This window comes from Rhodoplanes roseus, assembly GCF_003258865.1.
Taxonomy (GTDB): domain Bacteria; phylum Pseudomonadota; class Alphaproteobacteria; order Rhizobiales; family Xanthobacteraceae; genus Rhodoplanes; species Rhodoplanes roseus.
In genome coordinates this window covers 14,868-33,389 of record NZ_NPEX01000035.1, presented here as the reverse complement: position 1 = coordinate 33,389, position 18,522 = coordinate 14,868, and the positions used below count along the sequence as shown (strand labels likewise).

At 69.7% G+C, this 18,522-nt stretch carries 18 protein-coding genes; 12 read left to right on the top strand and 6 right to left on the bottom strand.

Translation table 11 applies throughout. From position 1 onward, the window contains the following. Positions 1-202: 202 nt before the first annotated feature. Positions 203-928, bottom strand: coding sequence for a hypothetical protein (locus CH341_RS07655; protein ID WP_111418440.1), 726 nt, complete (start codon positions 926-928; stop codon positions 203-205). A 203-nt stretch (positions 929-1,131) separates the two neighbouring features. Between CH341_RS07655 and purS the strand changes: the two genes are divergently transcribed. Both purS and purQ read left to right on the top strand, forming a co-directional pair. Continuing rightward, positions 1,132-1,374 carry a phosphoribosylformylglycinamidine synthase subunit PurS gene (gene purS / locus CH341_RS07650; RefSeq protein WP_111418439.1) on the top strand — a complete coding sequence of 81 codons (243 nt, stop codon included), beginning with the start codon at positions 1,132-1,134 and terminating at the stop codon, positions 1,372-1,374. Between the two features lie 34 nt (positions 1,375-1,408). Next, a complete protein-coding gene (purQ, locus tag CH341_RS07645) occupies positions 1,409-2,110 on the top strand; it encodes a phosphoribosylformylglycinamidine synthase subunit PurQ (protein WP_111418438.1) in 702 nt (233 codons plus the stop codon). 57 nt (positions 2,111-2,167) lie between these two features. Here purQ and CH341_RS07640 read toward each other — a convergent pair whose 3' ends face one another. After that, complete coding sequence (locus CH341_RS07640; protein WP_170149517.1) at positions 2,168-3,181, bottom strand: Bug family tripartite tricarboxylate transporter substrate binding protein; 1,014 nt, start codon at positions 3,179-3,181, stop codon at positions 2,168-2,170. Between the two features lie 77 nt (positions 3,182-3,258). Between CH341_RS07640 and CH341_RS07635 the strand changes: the two genes are divergently transcribed. Further along, the gene (locus CH341_RS07635; protein ID WP_111418436.1) at positions 3,259-5,502 is read left to right on the top strand and encodes a DUF3604 domain-containing protein; all 2,244 of its coding nucleotides are present in this window, start codon (positions 3,259-3,261) and stop codon (positions 5,500-5,502) included. 270 nt (positions 5,503-5,772) lie between these two features. Here CH341_RS07635 and CH341_RS07630 read toward each other — a convergent pair whose 3' ends face one another. Next, a complete protein-coding gene (locus CH341_RS07630; RefSeq protein ID WP_111418435.1) occupies positions 5,773-6,417 on the bottom strand; it encodes a glutathione S-transferase family protein in 645 nt (214 codons plus the stop codon). Positions 6,418-6,676: 259 nt separating this feature from the next. Between CH341_RS07630 and CH341_RS07625 the strand changes: the two genes are divergently transcribed. The 8 genes from CH341_RS07625 (at position 6,677) to CH341_RS07590 (ending at position 15,414) form a co-directional block, all read left to right on the top strand. Beyond that, positions 6,677-7,450, top strand: a complete 774-nt coding sequence (locus CH341_RS07625; RefSeq protein WP_111418434.1) for a motility protein A — start codon at positions 6,677-6,679, stop codon at positions 7,448-7,450. Between the two features lie 34 nt (positions 7,451-7,484). Further along, positions 7,485-8,312 (top strand): OmpA/MotB family protein, encoded by an 828-nt coding sequence (locus CH341_RS07620; protein ID WP_111418433.1) that lies wholly within the window; start codon positions 7,485-7,487, stop codon positions 8,310-8,312. Between the two features lie 210 nt (positions 8,313-8,522). Further along, positions 8,523-10,445, top strand: a complete 1,923-nt coding sequence (locus tag CH341_RS07615) for a potassium transporter Kup (RefSeq protein ID WP_111418432.1) — start codon at positions 8,523-8,525, stop codon at positions 10,443-10,445. A 271-nt stretch (positions 10,446-10,716) separates the two neighbouring features. After that, entirely contained in the window at positions 10,717-12,543 is a 1,827-nt protein-coding gene (locus CH341_RS07610; protein WP_245430937.1) for a potassium transporter Kup, read from the top strand. Positions 12,544-12,689: 146 nt separating this feature from the next. Continuing rightward, positions 12,690-13,025 (top strand): rhodanese-like domain-containing protein, encoded by a 336-nt coding sequence (locus CH341_RS07605; RefSeq protein ID WP_111418430.1) that lies wholly within the window; start codon positions 12,690-12,692, stop codon positions 13,023-13,025. A 144-nt stretch (positions 13,026-13,169) separates the two neighbouring features. Then, complete coding sequence (locus CH341_RS07600; protein ID WP_111418429.1) at positions 13,170-13,454, top strand: DUF3551 domain-containing protein; 285 nt, start codon at positions 13,170-13,172, stop codon at positions 13,452-13,454. Positions 13,455-13,484: 30 nt separating this feature from the next. Continuing rightward, positions 13,485-14,612, top strand: a complete 1,128-nt coding sequence (locus CH341_RS07595) for a polyamine ABC transporter substrate-binding protein (protein WP_111418428.1) — start codon at positions 13,485-13,487, stop codon at positions 14,610-14,612. A gap of 337 nt (positions 14,613-14,949) precedes the next feature. Then, the gene (locus CH341_RS07590; RefSeq protein WP_111418427.1) at positions 14,950-15,414 is read left to right on the top strand and encodes a hypothetical protein; all 465 of its coding nucleotides are present in this window, start codon (positions 14,950-14,952) and stop codon (positions 15,412-15,414) included. A 9-nt stretch (positions 15,415-15,423) separates the two neighbouring features. Here CH341_RS07590 and CH341_RS07585 read toward each other — a convergent pair whose 3' ends face one another. The 3 genes from CH341_RS07585 to CH341_RS07575 are packed head-to-tail and all read right to left on the bottom strand — an operon-like array spanning position 15,424 to position 18,162. Continuing rightward, positions 15,424-16,362, bottom strand: a complete 939-nt coding sequence (locus CH341_RS07585) for a lipid A biosynthesis lauroyl acyltransferase (RefSeq protein WP_111418426.1) — start codon at positions 16,360-16,362, stop codon at positions 15,424-15,426. Between the two features lie 10 nt (positions 16,363-16,372). Further along, a complete protein-coding gene (locus CH341_RS07580; RefSeq protein WP_111418425.1) occupies positions 16,373-17,395 on the bottom strand; it encodes a zinc-binding dehydrogenase in 1,023 nt (340 codons plus the stop codon). 41 nt (positions 17,396-17,436) lie between these two features. Then, positions 17,437-18,162 carry an SDR family oxidoreductase gene (locus CH341_RS07575; protein WP_245430936.1) on the bottom strand — a complete coding sequence of 242 codons (726 nt, stop codon included), beginning with the start codon at positions 18,160-18,162 and terminating at the stop codon, positions 17,437-17,439. On the opposite strand from CH341_RS07575, the gene CH341_RS07570 reads away from it, so the two are divergent. Beyond that, the gene (locus tag CH341_RS07570; RefSeq protein WP_111418444.1) at positions 18,130-18,462 is read left to right on the top strand and encodes an aldolase/citrate lyase family protein; all 333 of its coding nucleotides are present in this window, start codon (positions 18,130-18,132) and stop codon (positions 18,460-18,462) included. The genes CH341_RS07575 and CH341_RS07570 overlap by 33 nt on opposite strands. The last annotated feature ends 60 nt before the right edge of the window (positions 18,463-18,522 follow it).

Genomic DNA, 18,522 nt, shown 5'->3' with positions numbered 1-18,522 from the left:
GCTCCGACGGACATGTTCGCTCGGGCCTCACCGACTCTCCTCCGCGGTATCGTCTCGGTCGATGTGGGGATGGCCAGGAGTCGCGTCGAGGTCGAGCCGGGGGCCCGCGACAACGCGTCCACCTGCGGGCCCGGGGGCACATTCGGGGTGACGATCGACGACGTGATCAGGTCGCCGACGTGATGCTGCCGCTCGGCGAGATCTATCGCGACACCGTGCCGACCTGACGCGAAGCGGCGCCGTAATCGACGACGGGCGCCTGCTGACCGAAGGCGATCGGCTGGGGCGCCGGACCGGCTCCACTGAGGGGACGCGGCGCCTGCGGCTGGACGGCCGGGCTCGCCGGCGCCGGCGACGGCTGATCCACGGTCCCTGTCGTCGCGCTCTCGGTCGCTTCGTTCGCCGCGGTCTTGTCCCGCAGGCGTCGCGACAGGACGACCAGGATGCCGCCGGCCAGCAATGTCGCCCCGAGCATGGCGGCGAGCCCGCCTTCGATCGGGGCGGCCACGACAGTGGGATTTGACGGCGAGTAGAGGATCGCGATCGTGTCGCCGACCACGGCGGTCGCAGCCTCGAGCTTGCCGCGCAACGCCGTGACGGTGACGGGCGCGCCGGCCGCGGTGACGAAGGCGATCGTCAGGTAGGATTTCGGGCTCACGATCCAGGCGGTGTCGGGCGACTGTGCCTTGACGGCCGCCACTCTTCCGCACGCGACGGTCGCCTCGTGGATCGTCCGCCCGCCCAGGCGATAGTTCAACTCGCACCGGATCTGCTCACCCGTCACGGTCGCCTGCGCGGGCCGATAGGTGGCCGTCTCCCAGGCCTTGATGCCGGCGAACCCGAGGGCGCCGAAGATCAGGACGAGGCCCAGCTTGGACGCGATCTCGCGGAAGAAATACCGCAACATGATCGAAACGATCTTGCGCATGGCTCGAGCTCCGCCCGGATCAATTCCCGCGAGCCTGGCCCGTTCAGTGTAAATGTATGGTTGCGCCGGGCCGGCGGATTGGACGATCTCGCGAAAGGCCGCCGCCCAGGGTTAACGAGCGATCCCCGCCCGACCCGGTTGAGGGGGCGCGGCCCGGGTGCTAGGACACGGCCGACCACCGTCAGCCCCGAGGACACTTTGCGATGAAAGCCCGTGTCACCGTCACCCTGAAGTCCGGGGTTCTCGACCCCCAGGGCAAGGCGATCGAGGGGGCGCTGAAGTCGCTCGGCGTCGACGGGATCGCGAGCGTGCGCCAGGGCAAGGTGTTCGACGTCGAATTGCCGGGCGCCGACCGCGGCCGCGCCGAGGCCGCCTTGAAGGAGGCGGCCGAACGCCTGCTCGCCAACACCGTGATCGAGGATTTTCGGGTCGAGATCGTCTCCTGACGATCCTCGTCCGGTCCGACCGGGGAACTGAACCATGAAATCCGCCGTCCTCGTCTTCCCCGGCATCAACCGCGAGCGCGACATGGCGCGGGCCCTGCGCCTGTGCGCCGGTAGCGACGCCGAGATGGTCTGGCACAGCGACACCGCGCTGCCCGCCGGCACCGACCTGGTGGTGCTGCCGGGCGGGTTCTCGTACGGCGATTACCTGCGCTGCGGTGCTATCGCCGGGCGGGCCCCGGTCATGGATGCGGTCCGGGCCTTCGCGGCGAAGGGCGGCCTCGTGCTCGGGGTCTGCAACGGCTTCCAGATCCTCTGCGAGGCGGGGCTGCTGCCGGGCGTGCTGATGCGCAATGCCGGCCTCAAGTTCATCTGCAAGGACGCCTATATCCGGGTCGAGCGGGCCGACACGCCCTTCACCCGCGGCTACACGGCCGGTCAGGTGATCCGGGTCCCGGTCGCCCATGGCGAGGGCAACTACATGGCCGATTCGGAGACCATCGCCCGGCTGGAGGGCGAGGGCCGCATCGTGTTCCGCTACACGGCGCCGGACGGCGCCCTGTCGCCGGAATGGAACATGAACGGCTCGATCTACGCGATCGCCGGCATCCTCAACGAGCGCGGCAACGTGCTCGGCATGATGCCGCACCCGGAGAACCACGTCGAAGAGCTGATGGGCTGCACCGACGGGCGCGGCCTGTTCGCCGGCCTGGGGCAGCATTTCGCCGCCGCATTGTGAGACCGGCCGCCGCGCCGGCCGTGCCCGCAGCCGGCCGGGCCGGCTGCGGGCCGCGCATCACTGCGGCTTGATGTTGATCTCCTTCACCAGCGTCCGGTAGCGCTCGAAGTCGTCGTGCAGGAGCTTGGTCAGGGCGGCCTCGCTGCCGCCCACCGGCTCCTGCGCGGACTGCATCAGGCCGTCCCGCACCTCGGGCTCGGCGAGCGCCTTGGCGATCTCGGCATTGAGCCGCGCGACGACGGCGGGCGGCGTGCCGGCCGGTACGAACACCCCGACCCATTGGTCGAGCACGAGCGGGATTCCGGCCTCCGTGTAGGTCGGCACGTCCGGCAGGCTGGGCGAGCGCTGCGCCGTGGACTGCGCCAGGATCTTGAGCGTGCCGGCGCGGGCATGCGGAATCACCGGCGAGGAGCCGAGCGAGCCGATCTTCACGTGTCCGGCGATCAGATCGTTGATCGCCTGGCCGCCGCCGCGATACGGCACGTGCTCCAGGCGGATGCCGGCGATCTGCGCGAACCACTCCGCCACGATGTGCTGCTGCGAGCCGACGCCGGAGGTCGCGTAGGTCATCCCGGGCTGCTTCTTGGCCAGCGTGATCAGATCGGCGACGGAGTCGACGCCGAGCGAGGGATGTACCGCGAGCGCGATCGGCTGGCGCGAGAGCTGGATCACGGCCGACAGATCCTTGAGCGGATCGATGGCCAGCTTGAACACATGCGGCGCGCTGGCGAGCGAGTCCGGGCCGATCAGGACCGTGTAGCCGTCCGGGGCGCTCTTGGCCGCGGCCTCGAAGCCGATATTGCCGGCGCCGCCGGTCTTGTTCTCGATGAAGACCTGCTGGCCGAGCGACTGCGAGAGCTTGTTGGCGACGAGGCGCGCCGCGATGTCGGTGGAGCCGCCGGCCGGAAACGGCACGATGAAGCGGATCGGCCGGCTCGGCCACTCGTCGGCCCCGGCCGGCGAGGCGAGCAGCGCGGCACAGGATCCCGCGATCAGCGCGATCACGACCGCGGTGGCGACGCGCAGGCCGGGTCCGCGTCGTCGGGATCCACTTCGTATGCTGAGTGTCATTGTCACGTCGCCTCGGTTATTCTCGCCGCGTCCCGCGCCGGGGTCCATCATCGTCCTGACAAAAGTGTGCAATTTACATGCCGCATGCAAACTATCTGCCCGAGCAGATGGGCTCCGCCACGCTCGTGCCCGCCGGCCCGTTCACGGCCGGATCCTACGCCGCCCTGACCCTGACCTACACGGCCGGGCCGTTCGGCGTCGACGACACGGGGATGTTGAAGATCACGTGGCGTACCACGTCCGACATGGGCAAGCCGCAGTTCAAGGATCCGAAGGCGCCGAACTACACGACCGTCGAGGCGAGCAACGGCGCGGCGCTCGAGGTGCGGCTCGATCGCGTCAACATCCGCCCGTGGGCCAACACGCTGGTGATCCGGGTCGGCCGCGGCTTCCTGCGCGAAGGCGACACGCTGACGGTACGGCTCGGCGACACCCGGCAGGGCTCGCCCGGGCTGCGGCTGCAGACGAACTGCGAGGATGCATTCGAGTTCAAGATGTTCGTCGACGCGTTCGCGACCTACGAGTTCACCGAGCTCGCGTCGTCGCCGCGCTTCGCGCTGATGCCCGGCGCGCCGGCACGCTGGAAGGCGATCCTGCCGTCGCTCGCGGTCGTCGGCGAGCCGTTCCGCCTCGCCGTGCTGGCCGAGGATGTTTGGGGCAACCCGACCGACAAGGCCGACGCCCGCATCGCGCTGTCGTCCTCCCAGCCGCTGCAAGGCTTGCCGGATCACATCGACGTCGCGCCGGGCGACGGGCCGCACGTGATCGAGGGGATCATCGCGACCGCGCCCGGTGACGTCGGGCTGCGCCTGTCGTCAGGGGACGGCGAGACGCTCGCCGACGCCAATCCGATGAAGGTGGTCGCGGCGGCGCCACTGCGCCGCTACTGGGCCGATCTGCACGGCCAGAGCGGCGAGACGGTCGGCACCGGACCGGCGGAGGCCTATTTCGCTTATGCCCGCGACAAGGCCTTCGTCGACATGGTCGGCCACCAGGGCAACGACTTTCAGATCACCGACGCGTTCTGGGCGGAGCTCAACCGCCTCACCGCGTCGTTCGACGTGCCGGGCCGCTTCGTCTGCCTGCCGGGTTACGAATGGTCCGGCAATACGGGCCTGGGCGGCGACCGCAACGTGTTCTACCGGCACGAGGGCCGGCCGATCCGCCGCTCCTCGCGCATCCTGGTCGACCACGCCGATCGCGACGGCAGCGACTGCCACACCGCACACGATCTGTTTGCGGCGCTCGCCGGCGAGGACGCCGTGGTGATCGCCCATGTCGGCGGCCGCTATGCCGACATCGGCTACGCCCATGACGGCCGCATCGAGCGCGCCGTGGAGGTCCATTCGACCTGGGGCACGTTCGAGTGGCTGCTGCACGACGCCTTCGACCGCGGCTACCGGGTCGGCGTCGTCTGCCACAGCGACGACCACAAGGGACGCCCGGGCGCCACAAGGCCGGGCGCCTCGACGTTCGGCGCCATCGGCGGGCTCAGCTGCTACCTGATGCCCGAGCTGACCCGCGACGCCCTGTTCGCGGCGCTGCGCGCCCGCCACCATTACGGCACGACGGGGACGCGGCTGTTCCTCGACGTGCGCGGCAGCTTCGACGCGCCCGTGACCGTGCTCGACGACGATCCGGCGCTCGGACCGGCCGGCGAGCGCTCGGCCCGCGAGGTGCTGATGGGCGACATCGTCCGGCCCGGCGTGGTGCCGATGCGGCTCGCCGTGGAGGCGATCGGCACGGCGCCGATCGAGCGGGTCGACGTGTTCCACGGCAAGGAGCCGGTGCGGGCCGTGCGGCCCTTTGCGGCGTCCGCCCTCGGCCGTCGCGTCCGGGTGCTGTGGCAGGGGGCGGAGTATCGCGGCCGTGGCCGCGAGGTCGTGTGGCAGGGCAAGCTCGCGGTCAGCGGCAACCGGATCGCCCGCTTCGCGCCGGTCAACTTCCTCAATCCCGAGCGGCAGGTGCGCGAGACGGCGCCCGGCGCGGCGCTCGCCTGGTCGTCGGTCACCACCGGCAATCTCGCCGGCATCGACCTGTGGCTCGACGAGCCCGACCGCGGCACGCTGTCGATCGAGACCAATGTCGTCGGTGGGACGGTCGATCTGGCCGGCCTGGCCGACGGGACGGCCGCTTTCGAAGGGGGCGGGCTCGGCCGGCGGGTGAGCCTGTACCGGCTTCCCGAGCAGGACTGGGAGCGCCGCCTGGCCTTCACGCACGAGGCGGCGTTCGCGGGCGGGGCCGACTTGCCCGTCTATGTGCGGGTCACCCAGGCGGACGGCCACCAGGCCTGGTCGAGCCCGATCTACCTGATCGGGTGAGGCGGGCGGTTCGCCCGAATCCGCGCTCGGGAGAAACTTGAACGCTCGGCGCCGCACCTCGCTCGTGTCCCGGACGCGGTGCAGCGCGAAGCGGTGCACCGCAGAGCCGGGACCCAGGGGCGTCCGGCGAGGCGGTCCGGCGGGCCGATCGGCAGGGCGAAGACGATGGCCCCGGCTCTGCGGCGCATCAGGCCTGCGGCCTGCTGCGCCTTGTCCGGGGCACGCGGCTGCGGAGTCGTTCATCCCTCCGATGCCGGCGCCGCCACCGCGTCACCGCTTCAGCGGGAAGCCCGGCATCAGCTCGTAGGGATGCTTCCAGCCGGGCAGGCCCTTCAGGCGCTCGAGCCAGGCCGCGATGTTCGGGTAGGTGGCCGGAATGTCGAAGCCGAACTCGTCGGCCGGGTAATAGAGGTAGCCGCACATCGACACGTCGGCGATGGTCGGTCTGTCGCTCACCAGCCAGGTCCGGCCGGCCAGCCGCTTGTCGACGACCGACAGCGCCGCCTCGCCCCGGCCACGCAGGAACGCCAGCACGGCCGGGTCACCCGGCGTCTTGGCCAGCGTCCGCAGGAACCGGTACGGCCCCAGCATTCCGTTCACCTTCTGGTTGTCGAAGACGATCCAGCGCCACGCCTCCAGCTCCTCGTCCTCGCCCTGCGGCAGGAACCGCTCGAAGCGCCGCGCCAGATAGGTCAGGCAGATGCTCGACTGGCTGAGCTTCCGGTCGCCATGCGCCAGCACCGGGGCCTCGCCCATCTCGTTGACGCCGGTCCGGAACTCCGGCGTGCGGGTCTCGCCGGCCTCGAAGAAGTCGATCCAAACGGGGGCCCAGTCGGCCCCGACCAGGTTCAGCATCAGTGCCACCCGGTACGCATTGCCGGATTGTGCGAAACAGTAGAGCTCGTATTCGGCCATCTTCGGTCCCCTGCGGCGCGCCGCCCTGTGGTTCGACCGGGGCCGATCGCGTCGATCGGCGCCGGTATTCGAGCGCCCGCGGTGCGGTTCCGGTCGCGCCGCGGCATTTCGTCCAAGCTGCCGAGGATGAACGAAGATCGCCCCGTGTCCCTACTCTTTTACGCTTTTTAGACGGCTTGATCCTACTGTCCATTATGCGTCCGGCGTGTATGCGTCCGTCGGGTGCCGGCGCGTTCAGCGTCATGTGCTGGAGTATCGGATGGACATCTCGACCGCACTCGGCCTGGTCTCCGGCCTGATCGTGCTCGTCACCCTGATCATGATGGGTGGCGACATCGGGATGTTTCTCGACGTTCACGCCTTCATCGTCATCTTCGGCGGCGCCTTCGCGGCGACCCTGATCCGCTTCCCGCTGTCGTCGATCTTCCACGGCCTGCCGCTCGGCCTGAAGTTCGCCTTCACGCTGCGCCGGATGACCCAGCGCGAGCTGATCGACGAGATCTCGAATCTCGCCGAGATCGCCCGCAAGCAGGGCCCGATCGGCCTGGAGAAGGTCGACACGGAGGACTCCTTCCTGGCGAAAGGCGTGCGGCTGGTCGCCGACGGCTACGACGTCGACTTCATCCGCGACAATCTCGAACGCGATCGCGACAACTTCCTCACCCATCTCGACGAGGGCCAGAAGATTTATCGTGCCATCGGCGACTGCGCCCCGGCCTTCGGCATGGTCGGCACGCTGATCGGCATGGTGCAGATGTTCGCCAACATGACCGATCCGTCCAAGCTCGGCCCCTACATGGCGGTCGCGCTGCTCGCCACCTTCTACGGCGCGGCGGTCGCCAACCTCTTCTGCCTGCCGATCGCCGACAAGCTGCACGGCAAGCTGGTCGACGAGGAGATCAACCGGACCCTCATCATCGACGGCGTGCTGATGATCCGCGACTCGAAGAGCCCGTCGGTCGTTCGCGAGATGCTGCTCGCCTACGTCCCCGAGAAGAACCGCGAGGAAATGGCCGAGGCGGCGGCAGCCTGAGCCGGCGCCACGGCGCACGCGGGAGTTTTCGGACATGGCACGTCGCAAGGACGGAGGGCACGGCGGGGGGCACGGGTGGTTCGTCACCTTCGCCGACCTGATGGGCCTGCTGGTGGCGTTCTTCGTCATGCTGTGCGCCTTTTCGACCCAGGACCAGCAGAAGCTGCAGATCGTCGCCGGCTCGATGCGAGACGCCTTCGGCGTGCAGGCGAATATCCGCTACTCCGGCATCATCGAGGTCCCCGGCCTACCGACCCGGCCGAAGCTCAAGAACGCCGCCCACATCCCCCCCGAGGAGGCGTCGGCCAATCCGACCCCCGACCAGCACGACCGCAGCCGCTCGACCGGGGCGCGGCTGAAGCAGGACAAGGCCTTCGCGCTGGCGGCCGCCTCGCTGCGCCAGGCGCTGCAGGACATGCCGGAGCTGACCGAGGTCTCCAAGCACATCATGATCGAGGAGACCCGCGAGGGCCTCAATGTCGAGATCGTCGACCAGGACGGGCGCTCGATGTTCCCGGAAGGCTCGCGGGAGCCTTACGAACGCACCCGCAGGCTGATCGAGAAGCTCAGCGTGCCGCTCAAGTCGACCCCGTTCCGCATTTCGATCACGGGCCACACCTCGGCCAGCAAGACCCCGTTCCGGCCCGGCTTCGGGCCGTGGGAGCTGTCGGCCGAGCGGGCCAATGCGGTGCGCCGCATCCTGGAGGAGGAGGGGGTCCCGCTGGCCAACTTCTTCATGGTGGCCGGCAAGTCCGACACCCAGCCGTTGTTCCCGGACGATCCCTACATTGCGGCAAACCGACGCGTCACCATTACGCTGATGCGGGAGGAGCCGCCCATCCCGCTCGACTTCGCCCCCTGAGCGTCCCCGGCGGCTCGATCCGGCCGGCGCCCTTCGTCCGAGCCCGGTCGCCTCGTCGGGACCCAGCGGCCGCATGGCGCGTTCGCCTCCAAGGCGGTTGTGCCGGCGCCCGGTCGTGCTATTGGCGTGACTCGGCGGCGGAAGCCGGGCGGCCGCTTGGCTGTCCGGGCACTTCTCGTCGGCTGGATCGCGGGGACTATCGGCGACACCATGAACGAGGCGACCCGCGACACCACGTCGTCGGACCGGCACGACCCGTCCTCCCGCGGCCATGCGCACGATTCCAGCTTCTGGGGGCTGACCCTCGGCAGCGTGGGCGTCGTCTACGGCGACATCGGCACCAGCCCGCTCTACGCGTTCCGCGAGGCGCTTCGCTCCGCCGTCGGCGACGGGCCGATCACCCAGGGCGCCGTGCTGGGCGTCCTCTCCCTGATCCTGTGGGCGCTCACCATCGTCGTCACGGCCAAATACGTGCTGCTCCTGCTGCATGCCGACAACCACGGGGAGGGCGGCACGCTCTCCCTCACGGCGCTCGCCTCGCGGGCGCTCGGCCGGCGCACCGTGCCGGTGGTGATGCTCGGCATCATCGGGGCGGCGATGTTCTACGGCGACTCGGTGATCACGCCGGCCATCTCGGTGCTGTCGGCGGTCGAGGGCCTGAAGATCGTCACCCCGGCCTTCGAGCACGCGGTCATGCCCTTCACGGTCACCATTCTGGTGGCGCTGTTCGCCGTCCAGTCGCGCGGGACCGCCAGGGTGGCGGCGTTCTTCGGCCCCGTGATGGTCGTCTGGTTCGTGGCGCTGGCCGGCCTCGGCTTCCTGCATCTCGCCGACGATCCGCACATCTTCGCCGCGGTGAATCCGCTGCACGGGATCCGCTTCGTGGTCGCCCATCCGGTGACCGGGCTGGTCACGCTGGGCGCCGTGTTCCTGGCCGTCACGGGCGGCGAGGCGCTGTACGCCGACCTGGGTCATTTCGGCCGCAAGCCGATCCAGTCGGCGTGGTTCGGCCTCGTCTTCCCGGCTCTCGTCATCAACTATTTCGGCCAGGGCGCCATGGTGCTGGCGCACCCCGACGCGATCGAGAACCCGTTCTACCGGATGGTGCCCGAGCCCCTGTTGTTTCCCATGGTGCTGCTCGCCACCGCCGCCACCGTGATCGCCAGCCAGGCCGTGATCACCGGCGCCTACTCGATCACCCGGCAGGCGATCCAGCTCGGCCTCATCCCGCGCCTCGCGATCCGCCACACCTCGGAGACCCATTCGGGCCAGATCTACATCCCGCGCGTCAACACCGCGCTCCTGATCGGCGTGATGCTGCTCGTCGCGATGTTCAAGACGTCGAGCCATCTCGCCTCCGCCTACGGCATCGCCGTGACCACCACGATGGTGGTGGACGCGCTGCTCGGCTTCGTCGTGATCTGGAAGCTGTGGGGCTGGAAGCCGTGGTCGGCGGCCGCCATCATCGTCCCGTTCGTGGTGATCGACGGCACCTTCTTCGTCGCCAACCTGATGAAGCTCCTGGAAGGCGCCTGGGCGCCGCTGCTGTTCGGCGGCGTGATCGTGCTCCTGATCATGACCTGGCGGCGCGGCTCGCGGCTGCTCGCCGCCAAGACCCGCCACCTCGAGATTCCCCTGGAGACGCTGGTCCAGACGCTCTCCAAGAAGCCGCCCTACATCGTGCCCGGCACCGCCGTCTTCCTCACCGGCGATCCCGATTCCGCGCCGACCGCGCTCCTCCACAACCTCAAGCACAACAAGGTGCTGCATCAGCACAACGTGGTGCTGACCATCGAGAGCGCCGACACGCCGCGGGTGACCGAGGAGGACCGGGTGCGCATCACCCAGATCTCGCCTCTGTTCAGCAAGGTCGTGCTGCGCTTCGGCTTCATGGAGACGCCCAACGTGCCGAAGGCGCTGGCGATCGCCCGCAAGCAGGGCTGGCACTTCGACATCATGTCCACCTCGTTCTTCCTGTCGCGCCGGGCGCTCAAGCCGGCGGCCCAGTCCGGGATGCCGAAATGGCAGGACAACCTCTTCATCCGCCTCGCTAAATCGGCGAGCGACGCGACCGACTTCTTCCAGATTCCGACCGGCCGGGTGGTCGAGGTGGGCACCCAGGTGACGGTCTGACCGGCGGCGTCGGCCGCAGCGACCGAGCCGCCCGGCGTCAGGGCGGCGGGTCCCGATCCGCGTTCACCACAACGTGAGTGCGAGATCCCGGCCCTTCGCATGCAAACCTCGCAATGCGGCCCAGCCCTGGCGCCGCCGCGGCGCGGTGCTATAAGCCCCGCCCGTGTCGCGGGGCGACGAGGATCACATGACCGAACGTGCTGCCGGCCCCGGGCCCTCGGAGGCTCTCGTGCCGGTCGACTGCCATCCGCCGTCGCGGTTCGTTCCGCTGATGATCGGCAGCATCGGGGTCGTCTACGGGGACATCGGAACCAGTCCGCTCTACGCCTTCCGCGAGGCCGTGATGGCGGCCGGCGGCGGCGCCGCCGATCGCGCCGCCGTGCTCGGCGTGCTGTCGCTGATCCTGTGGGCGCTGGTTCTGGTCGTCACCTGCAAATACGTGCTGATCCTGCTGCACGCCGACAACAACGGCGAGGGCGGCACGCTGACCCTGATGGCGCTGGCCAAGCGCGCCGCCGGCCACGGGAGCGTGATGCTGGCCTTCGGCATCGCCGGTGCGGCGCTGTTCTTCGGCGACGCGCTGATCACGCCGGCCATCTCGGTGTTGTCCGCGGTCGAGGGCCTGAAGATCGTGACGCCGGCCTTCGACCACGCGGTGGTGCCCATCACGGTGGTCATCCTGGTCGGGCTCTTCGCGGTCCAGTCGCACGGCACGGCGCGGGTCGCGGCGCTGTTCGGGCCGATCATGATCGTCTGGTTCGTGGTGATCGCGGCCGCCGGCCTCGCCCATGTGGCCGATGATCCGGGCGTCGTCGCCGCGCTCGATCCCCGCCACGCCGTGATGTTCCTGTGGGGGCACGGGCACATCGGCTTCGTCACGCTGGGCGCGGTCTTTCTCGCCGTCACCGGCGCCGAGGCGCTGTATGCCGATCTCGGCCATTTCGGCCGCCGGCCGATCCAGGTGGCGTGGCTGGCGCTGGTGCTGCCGTCGCTGGCGCTGAACTATTTCGGGCAGGCGGCCCTCGTCCTCGCCCATCCGGAGGCGATCGAGAACCCGTTCTTCCTGCTGGTGCCCGAGTGGGCGCTGATCCCGATGGTGGCGCTCGCCACCGTGGCGACCGTGATCGCCAGCCAGGCGGTGATCACCGGGGCCTATTCGCTCACCCGCCAGGCGATCCAGCTCGGCCTGCTGCCGCGGCTCGAGGTGCGCCACACCTCGGAGGCGCAGGAGGGCCAGATCTACCTGCCGCGGGTGAACCACGCGTTGCTGCTCGGCGTCCTGCTGCTGGTCGCCCTGTTCCGCTCGTCGAGCGCGCTCGCCGCCGCCTACGGCATCTCGGTGACCGGCACCATGGTGGTCACGGCCGCCATGGCCTTCGTGGTGATCTGGCGGGTGTGGGGCTGGTCGCCACTCGTCGCGGCCGCCGTGATGGTGCCGTTCTTCGTCATCGATCTCGCCTTCCTGGCCGCCAACCTGCTGAAGGTCGTCGACGGCGGATGGGTGCCGCTGGTGTTCGCGACCGGCGTCGGTGTCCTCATGGCGACGTGGCAGCGCGGGACGCGGCTGCTGTTCGAGAAGACGCGGCGGCTGGAGACACCGCTCGACGGGCTGGTGGCGATGCTGGAGCGCAAGCCGCCGCAGCGGGTGCCGGGCACGGCCGTGTTCCTGACCGCCGATCCGAACAGCGCGCCCACCGCGCTGATGCACAGCCTCAAGCACTACAAGGTGCTGCACGAGAACAACGTCATCCTCAACGTGGTGACGCTGCACACGCCGCGGGTGAAGCCCTCCGACCGCGTCACCATCGAGAAGATCAGCGCGAGCTTTTCGCGCGTCACGCTGCGGTTCGGCTACATGGAGAGCCCCAACGTGCCGCGCGCGCTGGCCGTCGCGCGAAAGCTCGGCTGGCAGTTCGACATCATGTCGACGTCGTTCTTCCTGTCGCGGCGTCTGCTGAAGCCGGCGGCGCGCTCCAGCATGCCGCACTGGCAGGACCGGCTGTTCATCACGCTCGCCCGCACCGCCAACGACGCCACCGAGTACTTCCAGATCCCGACCGGCCGGGTCGTCGAGATCGGTACGCAAGTGACGATCTAGCTCTGCGCCGGCCCGGTCGGGGCAGTGCGCTGCCTTGAAAGTGCCTGCCCCATGCCCAAATGTCGCAGCCGGGGCGCGGCGAATCGTCGACCCGGCTCCGGCGACCCGGCTCCGGCCATCGCCGATGCGTGCAGGAGGGGGCTCTCATGTTCGGATTGTTCGGCCGCAGCGAGGTCCGCGACCTCGGCCCGGAGGAGGTGGCGGCCGAGCTCGCCGCCGACCGCATCGTGCTCGTCGACGTGCGCGAGCCCAACGAGACGGCGCGCGAGCGCATTCCGGGCGCCGTGCTGATGCCGCTGTCCGTGTTCGACCCGGCCGAGCTGCCGGACCCCGCCGGCCGCGAGGTCGTGTTCTCCTGCGCCTCCGGCATCCGCTCGGTGAAGGCGGTCGAGATGGCGCAGGCGGCAGGGCTGCCCCACCGGGCGCATCTCGCCGGCGGCATCAAGGCGTGGAAGTCGGCCGGCCTGCCGACCGAGAGCTGACCGGCGTCGCACTGGCTGGCGTCGCCGGCCGAAACCTGTCGATACAAAGTGCCGGCGGTGGGCCGATGGACGGGCCGCGCCGCCGCGCTTAAGAAGGGACGATCCGGCCGCGAGCCGGTGCGAATCGGACGTGAGGGAGGCGACATGCGTGCGCTGCTGCTGGGGACCGTCGTGGCCTTGACGTTGGCCGCGGGAGGCAGTCGGGCCGAGGCCGATCCGTTCGGGATCTGGTCGCCGCCGTCCTGGTCGACCTGGTACCCGTGGTGCGCCCACCTCAACATCGGCTTCGAGCAGGTGAGCTGCGCCTACTCCTCGTTCGAGCAGTGCATGGCCACGGTCCGCGGGGTCGGCGGCTTCTGCGACACGAACCTGTATCCGCCGCCGCCCGGTCCGCCGCCGCGGGCCAAGCGCAGCAAGAAGCGCCGCTGACCGCGGCCGCGACGACCCGAGGCGAGACCGATGCGCCCCGCCGCCGCCGCACGCCGCTCCGCTCTCCTGGGCCCGGCCCTGCCGGCCGTCGCTGTGATCCTGCTCGCGTCCGGCGCGCCGCTCCTCGCGCAGGAGCGCGTCGTCAACGTCTACAACTGGTCCGACTACATCGCGCCCGACGTGGTCGACGCGTTTTCCCGCGAGACCGGCATCAGAGTCCGTTACGACACGTTCGACTCCAACGACACGCTGGAGACCAAGCTGCTGGCCGGCAAGTCCGGCTACGACGTGGTGGTGCCGAGCGCCTTCTTCCTCGAGCGGCAGATCAAGGCCGGCGTGTTCCTGCCGCTCGACAAGGCGAATCTGCCGAACCTGAAGAACGCCTGGCCCGAGATCGAGAGCCGCGTCGCCACCCACGATCCCGGTAACCGCTACTCGGTGAACTATCTCTGGGGCACGGTGGGCATCGGCTACAACGTCGCCAAGGCGCGCGAGATCCTGGGCCCCGGCGTCGAGATCGACTCGTGGGACATCGTCTTCACGCCGGAGACCCTGCAGAAGTTCAAGGCCTGCGGCGTCCACATGCTCGACTCGGCCGACGACATGATGCCGGCCGCGCTGCACTGGCTCGGGCTCGATCCCAACAGCACCGATCCGAAGGATCTGGACCGCGCCGCCGAGGTGCTGACCAAGGTGCGGCCGTCGGTGAGGAAGTTCCATTCGTCCGAGTATCTGAACGCGCTCGCGGGCGGCGAGATCTGCCTCGTGGTCGGCTTCTCGGGCGACATCATGCAAGCGAAGAAGCGGGCCGCCGAAGCGAAGAACGGCGTCGAGGTCGGTTATGCGATCCCCAAGGAGGGGGCGCAGATGTTCTTCGACCAGCTCGCCATCCCGAAGGACGCCGAGCACGTCGCCGAGGCGCATGCGTTCATCGACTATCTGCTGCGGCCCGACGTGGCGGCCAGGACGTCGAGCGTCGTCTCCTACGCCAACGGCAATCTCGCCAGCCAGCCGCTGATCGACAAGGCCGTGCTGGACGACAAGAGCATCTATCCGGTCCCCGCGACGATGGCCCGCCTCTACACCAACAAGGCCCGCGACGCGAAGACGACCCGCCTGATGAACCGCCTGTGGACCCGCATCAAGACCGGCCGGTGAGCGCGCGCGGCAGACGACATCGCGAAGGAGCGTCGTGACGCTCGGCCCTCTCCCGCGAGGGGGGCTTTGCATGATGCGTCATTCCGGGGCGCGCCAAAGGCGCGAACCCGGAATCCAGCTGCAAACTCGGTAGTTCCGGCTGGATTCCGGGTCCGGCGCGGAGCGCCGTCCCGGAACGACCAATCATGCGAAGCCCCTCGTGGAGAAGGAAAGGCCCCTCGTTCGCGCCGTCGAACGCCGCCTCGATCGTTAGACTTTTAGCGGCCGCCATAAGCCCGGCTTAGGCGGTTCGGGTCATGATGTTCCCGTTCCGCGTGTGTGCGCTCGGGAGGTGGTCATGCTGCGCTCCAAGCCCGCCCTGGTCTCGCCGGGGCGCATCGTCGTCGTCGCGGCCGGTCTGGTGATCGGCCTCGCCACCGTCTCGACCCCGGCCGAGGCGCGCCGGATCCGCATTCCTCTGTTCCGCTCGAGCAGCGTCGCGACGCCGCCACCCGCTGCGGTCCGCACGGCGCCGACGCAGTCCCGCGGCGTCTTCTACGTGAGCTCCGGATCGCGCCCGTTCGCCCCGACCCGCACGTCGGCGGCCAGCGAGGGCGACCTCGGCCGGCTCGCCGGCCCCGACGTCGCGAGCCTTTCGGCGACCGCGGCGCTCGCCGGCGAGAAAACCCAGGCGGACGAGAAGAACGCGCGCCGCAAGGCGTGGCTCGACTTCTGCCAGCCCAAGCTGGCGCCGCCCGACCGCTACGGCGTCGAATATTACGTCTATGCCCATCCGGGCTGCCAGTTCGGCCGCACCGAATAGGCCTGCCGCTCACCGCCAGCGGCGGTGCAGCCACAGCCACTGCTCGGGATACTCGCGCACCCAGCTCTCGACCACGGTGGTGATCGCCTGCATGGTGCCGGCGACGTCGATGCGGCCCTCGGCGTCGCGCACCGGCGGCACCGCGTCGGTGATCTCGCCGGTGAAGCAGCCGTCCGGCAGGCGGATGATGCGGACGCCGTGGATCGGGCTCTCGTACTGACGGGCCAGCATGGCGATCAGCGGGCTGACCCGGCACGGGCGGCCGAAGAACGTCACCACGACGCCCTTGCTGTCGTGCTGGTCCACCAGCATGCCGACGTGATGACCCTCTTCGAGCCCGCGCGCCAGCGCCATCGGTGCGCCGAAGCCGGACGACACCAGCTTGCCCATCAGCGGCGCGCGCATTTCGATCAGCACGTCGGCGACGGAGCGCATGTTGGGGCGCCGGTACAGCACCATCGAGCGCAGGCCCTCGATGCCGGCGACCACGGCCGGCAGCTCCCAGTTGGCGAGATGCGCCGTGAAGATCACGGCCGGCCTCTCGCCGTCGCGCAGCGCCTCGAACTTCTTCAGCTCGCGCTCGCCATAGGTGATGAACTGCCGCTCGCCGCGCGCGCCTTGGGCGGCGATGCGATCGAGATTGATCACCTCGACGGCGACCCGGCCGAGATTGTCCCACACCCCGGAGAGAATCGTCTCGATCTCCTCCGGCGACTTGTCCGGAAAGGCGGCCTTCAGGTTGGCGCGGCCGATCCGGTGCTCGCGCAGGAACGGGCCGATCCGGCGCATCACGGCGCCAGCCTTGTCGCTCGCCCGCACCCGGTCGAGACGGCGCAGCAGCCCGATCAGCGGTCGCACCGCGCGGCCGGCCGTGCGGTCGAGCCCGCGCTTGATCACCAGGCCGGTGCGCCAGGTCCAGTATTTCCAGTAGTGCAGGGGAGAGTGCATCGAACCGCGATCAGAGCGTGACCACGACCTTGCCGAACACCTGCCGGCTGGCGAGGCGCTCCAGGCCGCGCTCGAACTCGGCGAGCGGCACCTGGGTGTCGATCACGGGCTTGAGGCCGGCCGCCATCTTGTCGAGCGACTCGGCGATGTTCTTCAGGGTGGCGCCGAACGAGCCGATGATGCGGTACTGCTGCTGGAAGAGCTGCATCAGGTTGAGCGTCGTCGAGGGTCCCGAGGTGGCGCCGCAGGTGACCAGCCGGCCGCCGCGCTTGAGGCACAGCAGCGAGCCGTTGAACGTCTCGGCGCCGACATGCTCGAACACCACGTCGACGCCCTTCTTCTGGGTCAGCTTGCGGGTGACGCCCTCGAAGCGCTCGGTCTTGTAGTTGATCACGTGATCGGCGCCGAGCGCCTTGGCCTTCTCGGCCTTGGCGTCGTCGCCCACCGTCGTGATCACGGTGCAGCCGATCTGCTTGGCCATCAGGATCGCGGCCGTGCCGATGCCGGAGCCGCCGGCATGCACCAGCACGGTCTCACCCGGCTCGAGCTTGGCGTTGTCGAACAGCATGTGCTGCACGGTGGCGAAGCCGATCGGCGCGCAGGCCGCGTCGCGCAGGCTGACGCCGTCCGGCACCGGGACCACCAGCCGGGCCGGCAGGTTGATCAGGTCGCGGGTGAAGCCGTCGACATGGAATCCCATGATGCCGCCGACGTTCTCGCAGAGATTGTCGCGGCCCGCCCGGCAGGCCTTGCAGGTGCCGCAGGTCAGCGCGCCGTACATCACGACGCCCTGGCCGGGCGTGAGATGCGTCACGTCGGGACCCGCCGCGGCGATCTCGCCGGACGCCTCGACGCCGACCACCAGCGGCATCTTGCGCTTGGCGAACGCCATCCCGCGAAAACCCCAGACGTCGAGATAGTTCAGCGCGACCGCCTTGACCCGCACCTGCACCTCGCCGGCGGCGGGCGGCGGCGGCGGATCGGTGTCGAGAAGCTCGAGCTGGCGATCGCCGAGCAGCGTCAGGGCACGCATGGGAAGCCTCGAAGGAGCGGGCGCGGCGGGGGCGCGCGCAGTCAGCGGTGGACACCTATCGCGGCCGACAGGCCGCCGTCGACCGGCAGCACGGCGCCGGTGATGTAGGACGCGGCGGGCGAGAGCAGGAAGGCGACGAGGCCGGCGATCTCGTCCGGCCGGGCGAAGCGGCGGGCCGGGATCTGGCCCTCCATCTGGGCCCGGTACTTCTCGTAGGGCGCCATCATGGCGGTGTCGATGAAGCCCGGCGCGACGTAGTTGACGGTGACGCCGTTTCTCGCGGTCTCGACCGCCAGCGTGCGGACATAGCCGAGCAGGGCGGCTTTCGAGGCCGCGTAGGCGGCGTTGCCCTGGTTGGCCTGCAGGGCCGTGATCGAGCCGATGGCGACGATCCGCCCGTGCTTGGCGCGCATCATCGGCCGCGTCAACGCGCCGACCAGCCGGGTGAACGACCAGAAGTTCACCTGCATGGCGGCCTCGGCCTTCGTCTGGTCGAGCATCATGGCGAGCGCGTCGTAGCTCTGCCCGGCATTGTGGACGAAGCCGGCGAAGGCCGGCAGGTCCTCGAGCCTTTTCGCGAAGGCGTCGACCGCGGCGCGGTCCGACAGGTCGAGCGTCTCCGCCGCGATCTTGCGCTCGGGCGCGGCAGCCGACAGCTCGGCGATCAGCGCCTCGGCCTCCGCCGTGGCGGACCGCACCGTGAAGGTGACGTCGAAGCCGGCCGTCGCCAGCAGATCGAGGACCCCGAGGCCCTCGATCAGATCGATGCCATCGCGGCGGTCGACGGGATCGATTCGCTGTTCATCGGCCGTGGCGATCTCACCGCCGCCTTCGGCGACGAATCGGCCGACCCGCCGGCGGTCCGCCAAGCGGTCGAGCGGATCACCGCCGCGGCGAGGGCCGCCGGCAAGTCGATCAGCGTATACGCGGCCAATGGCAAGGAGGCGGCCTGGCTGAAGGAGCTCGGTGCCAGCACCTTCGTGGTGTCGTCCGATCAGGGATTTCTGCGGGCCGGCGCCCTCGCCGGGCTCGCCGACGTCAAGGCCCGGATCGCGCCGCCGGCCTGAGTGCCGGCCCGCGATCCGGCCCCGCACGCGCGGACATTCGCTCGAGCAGAACGGCTCGGG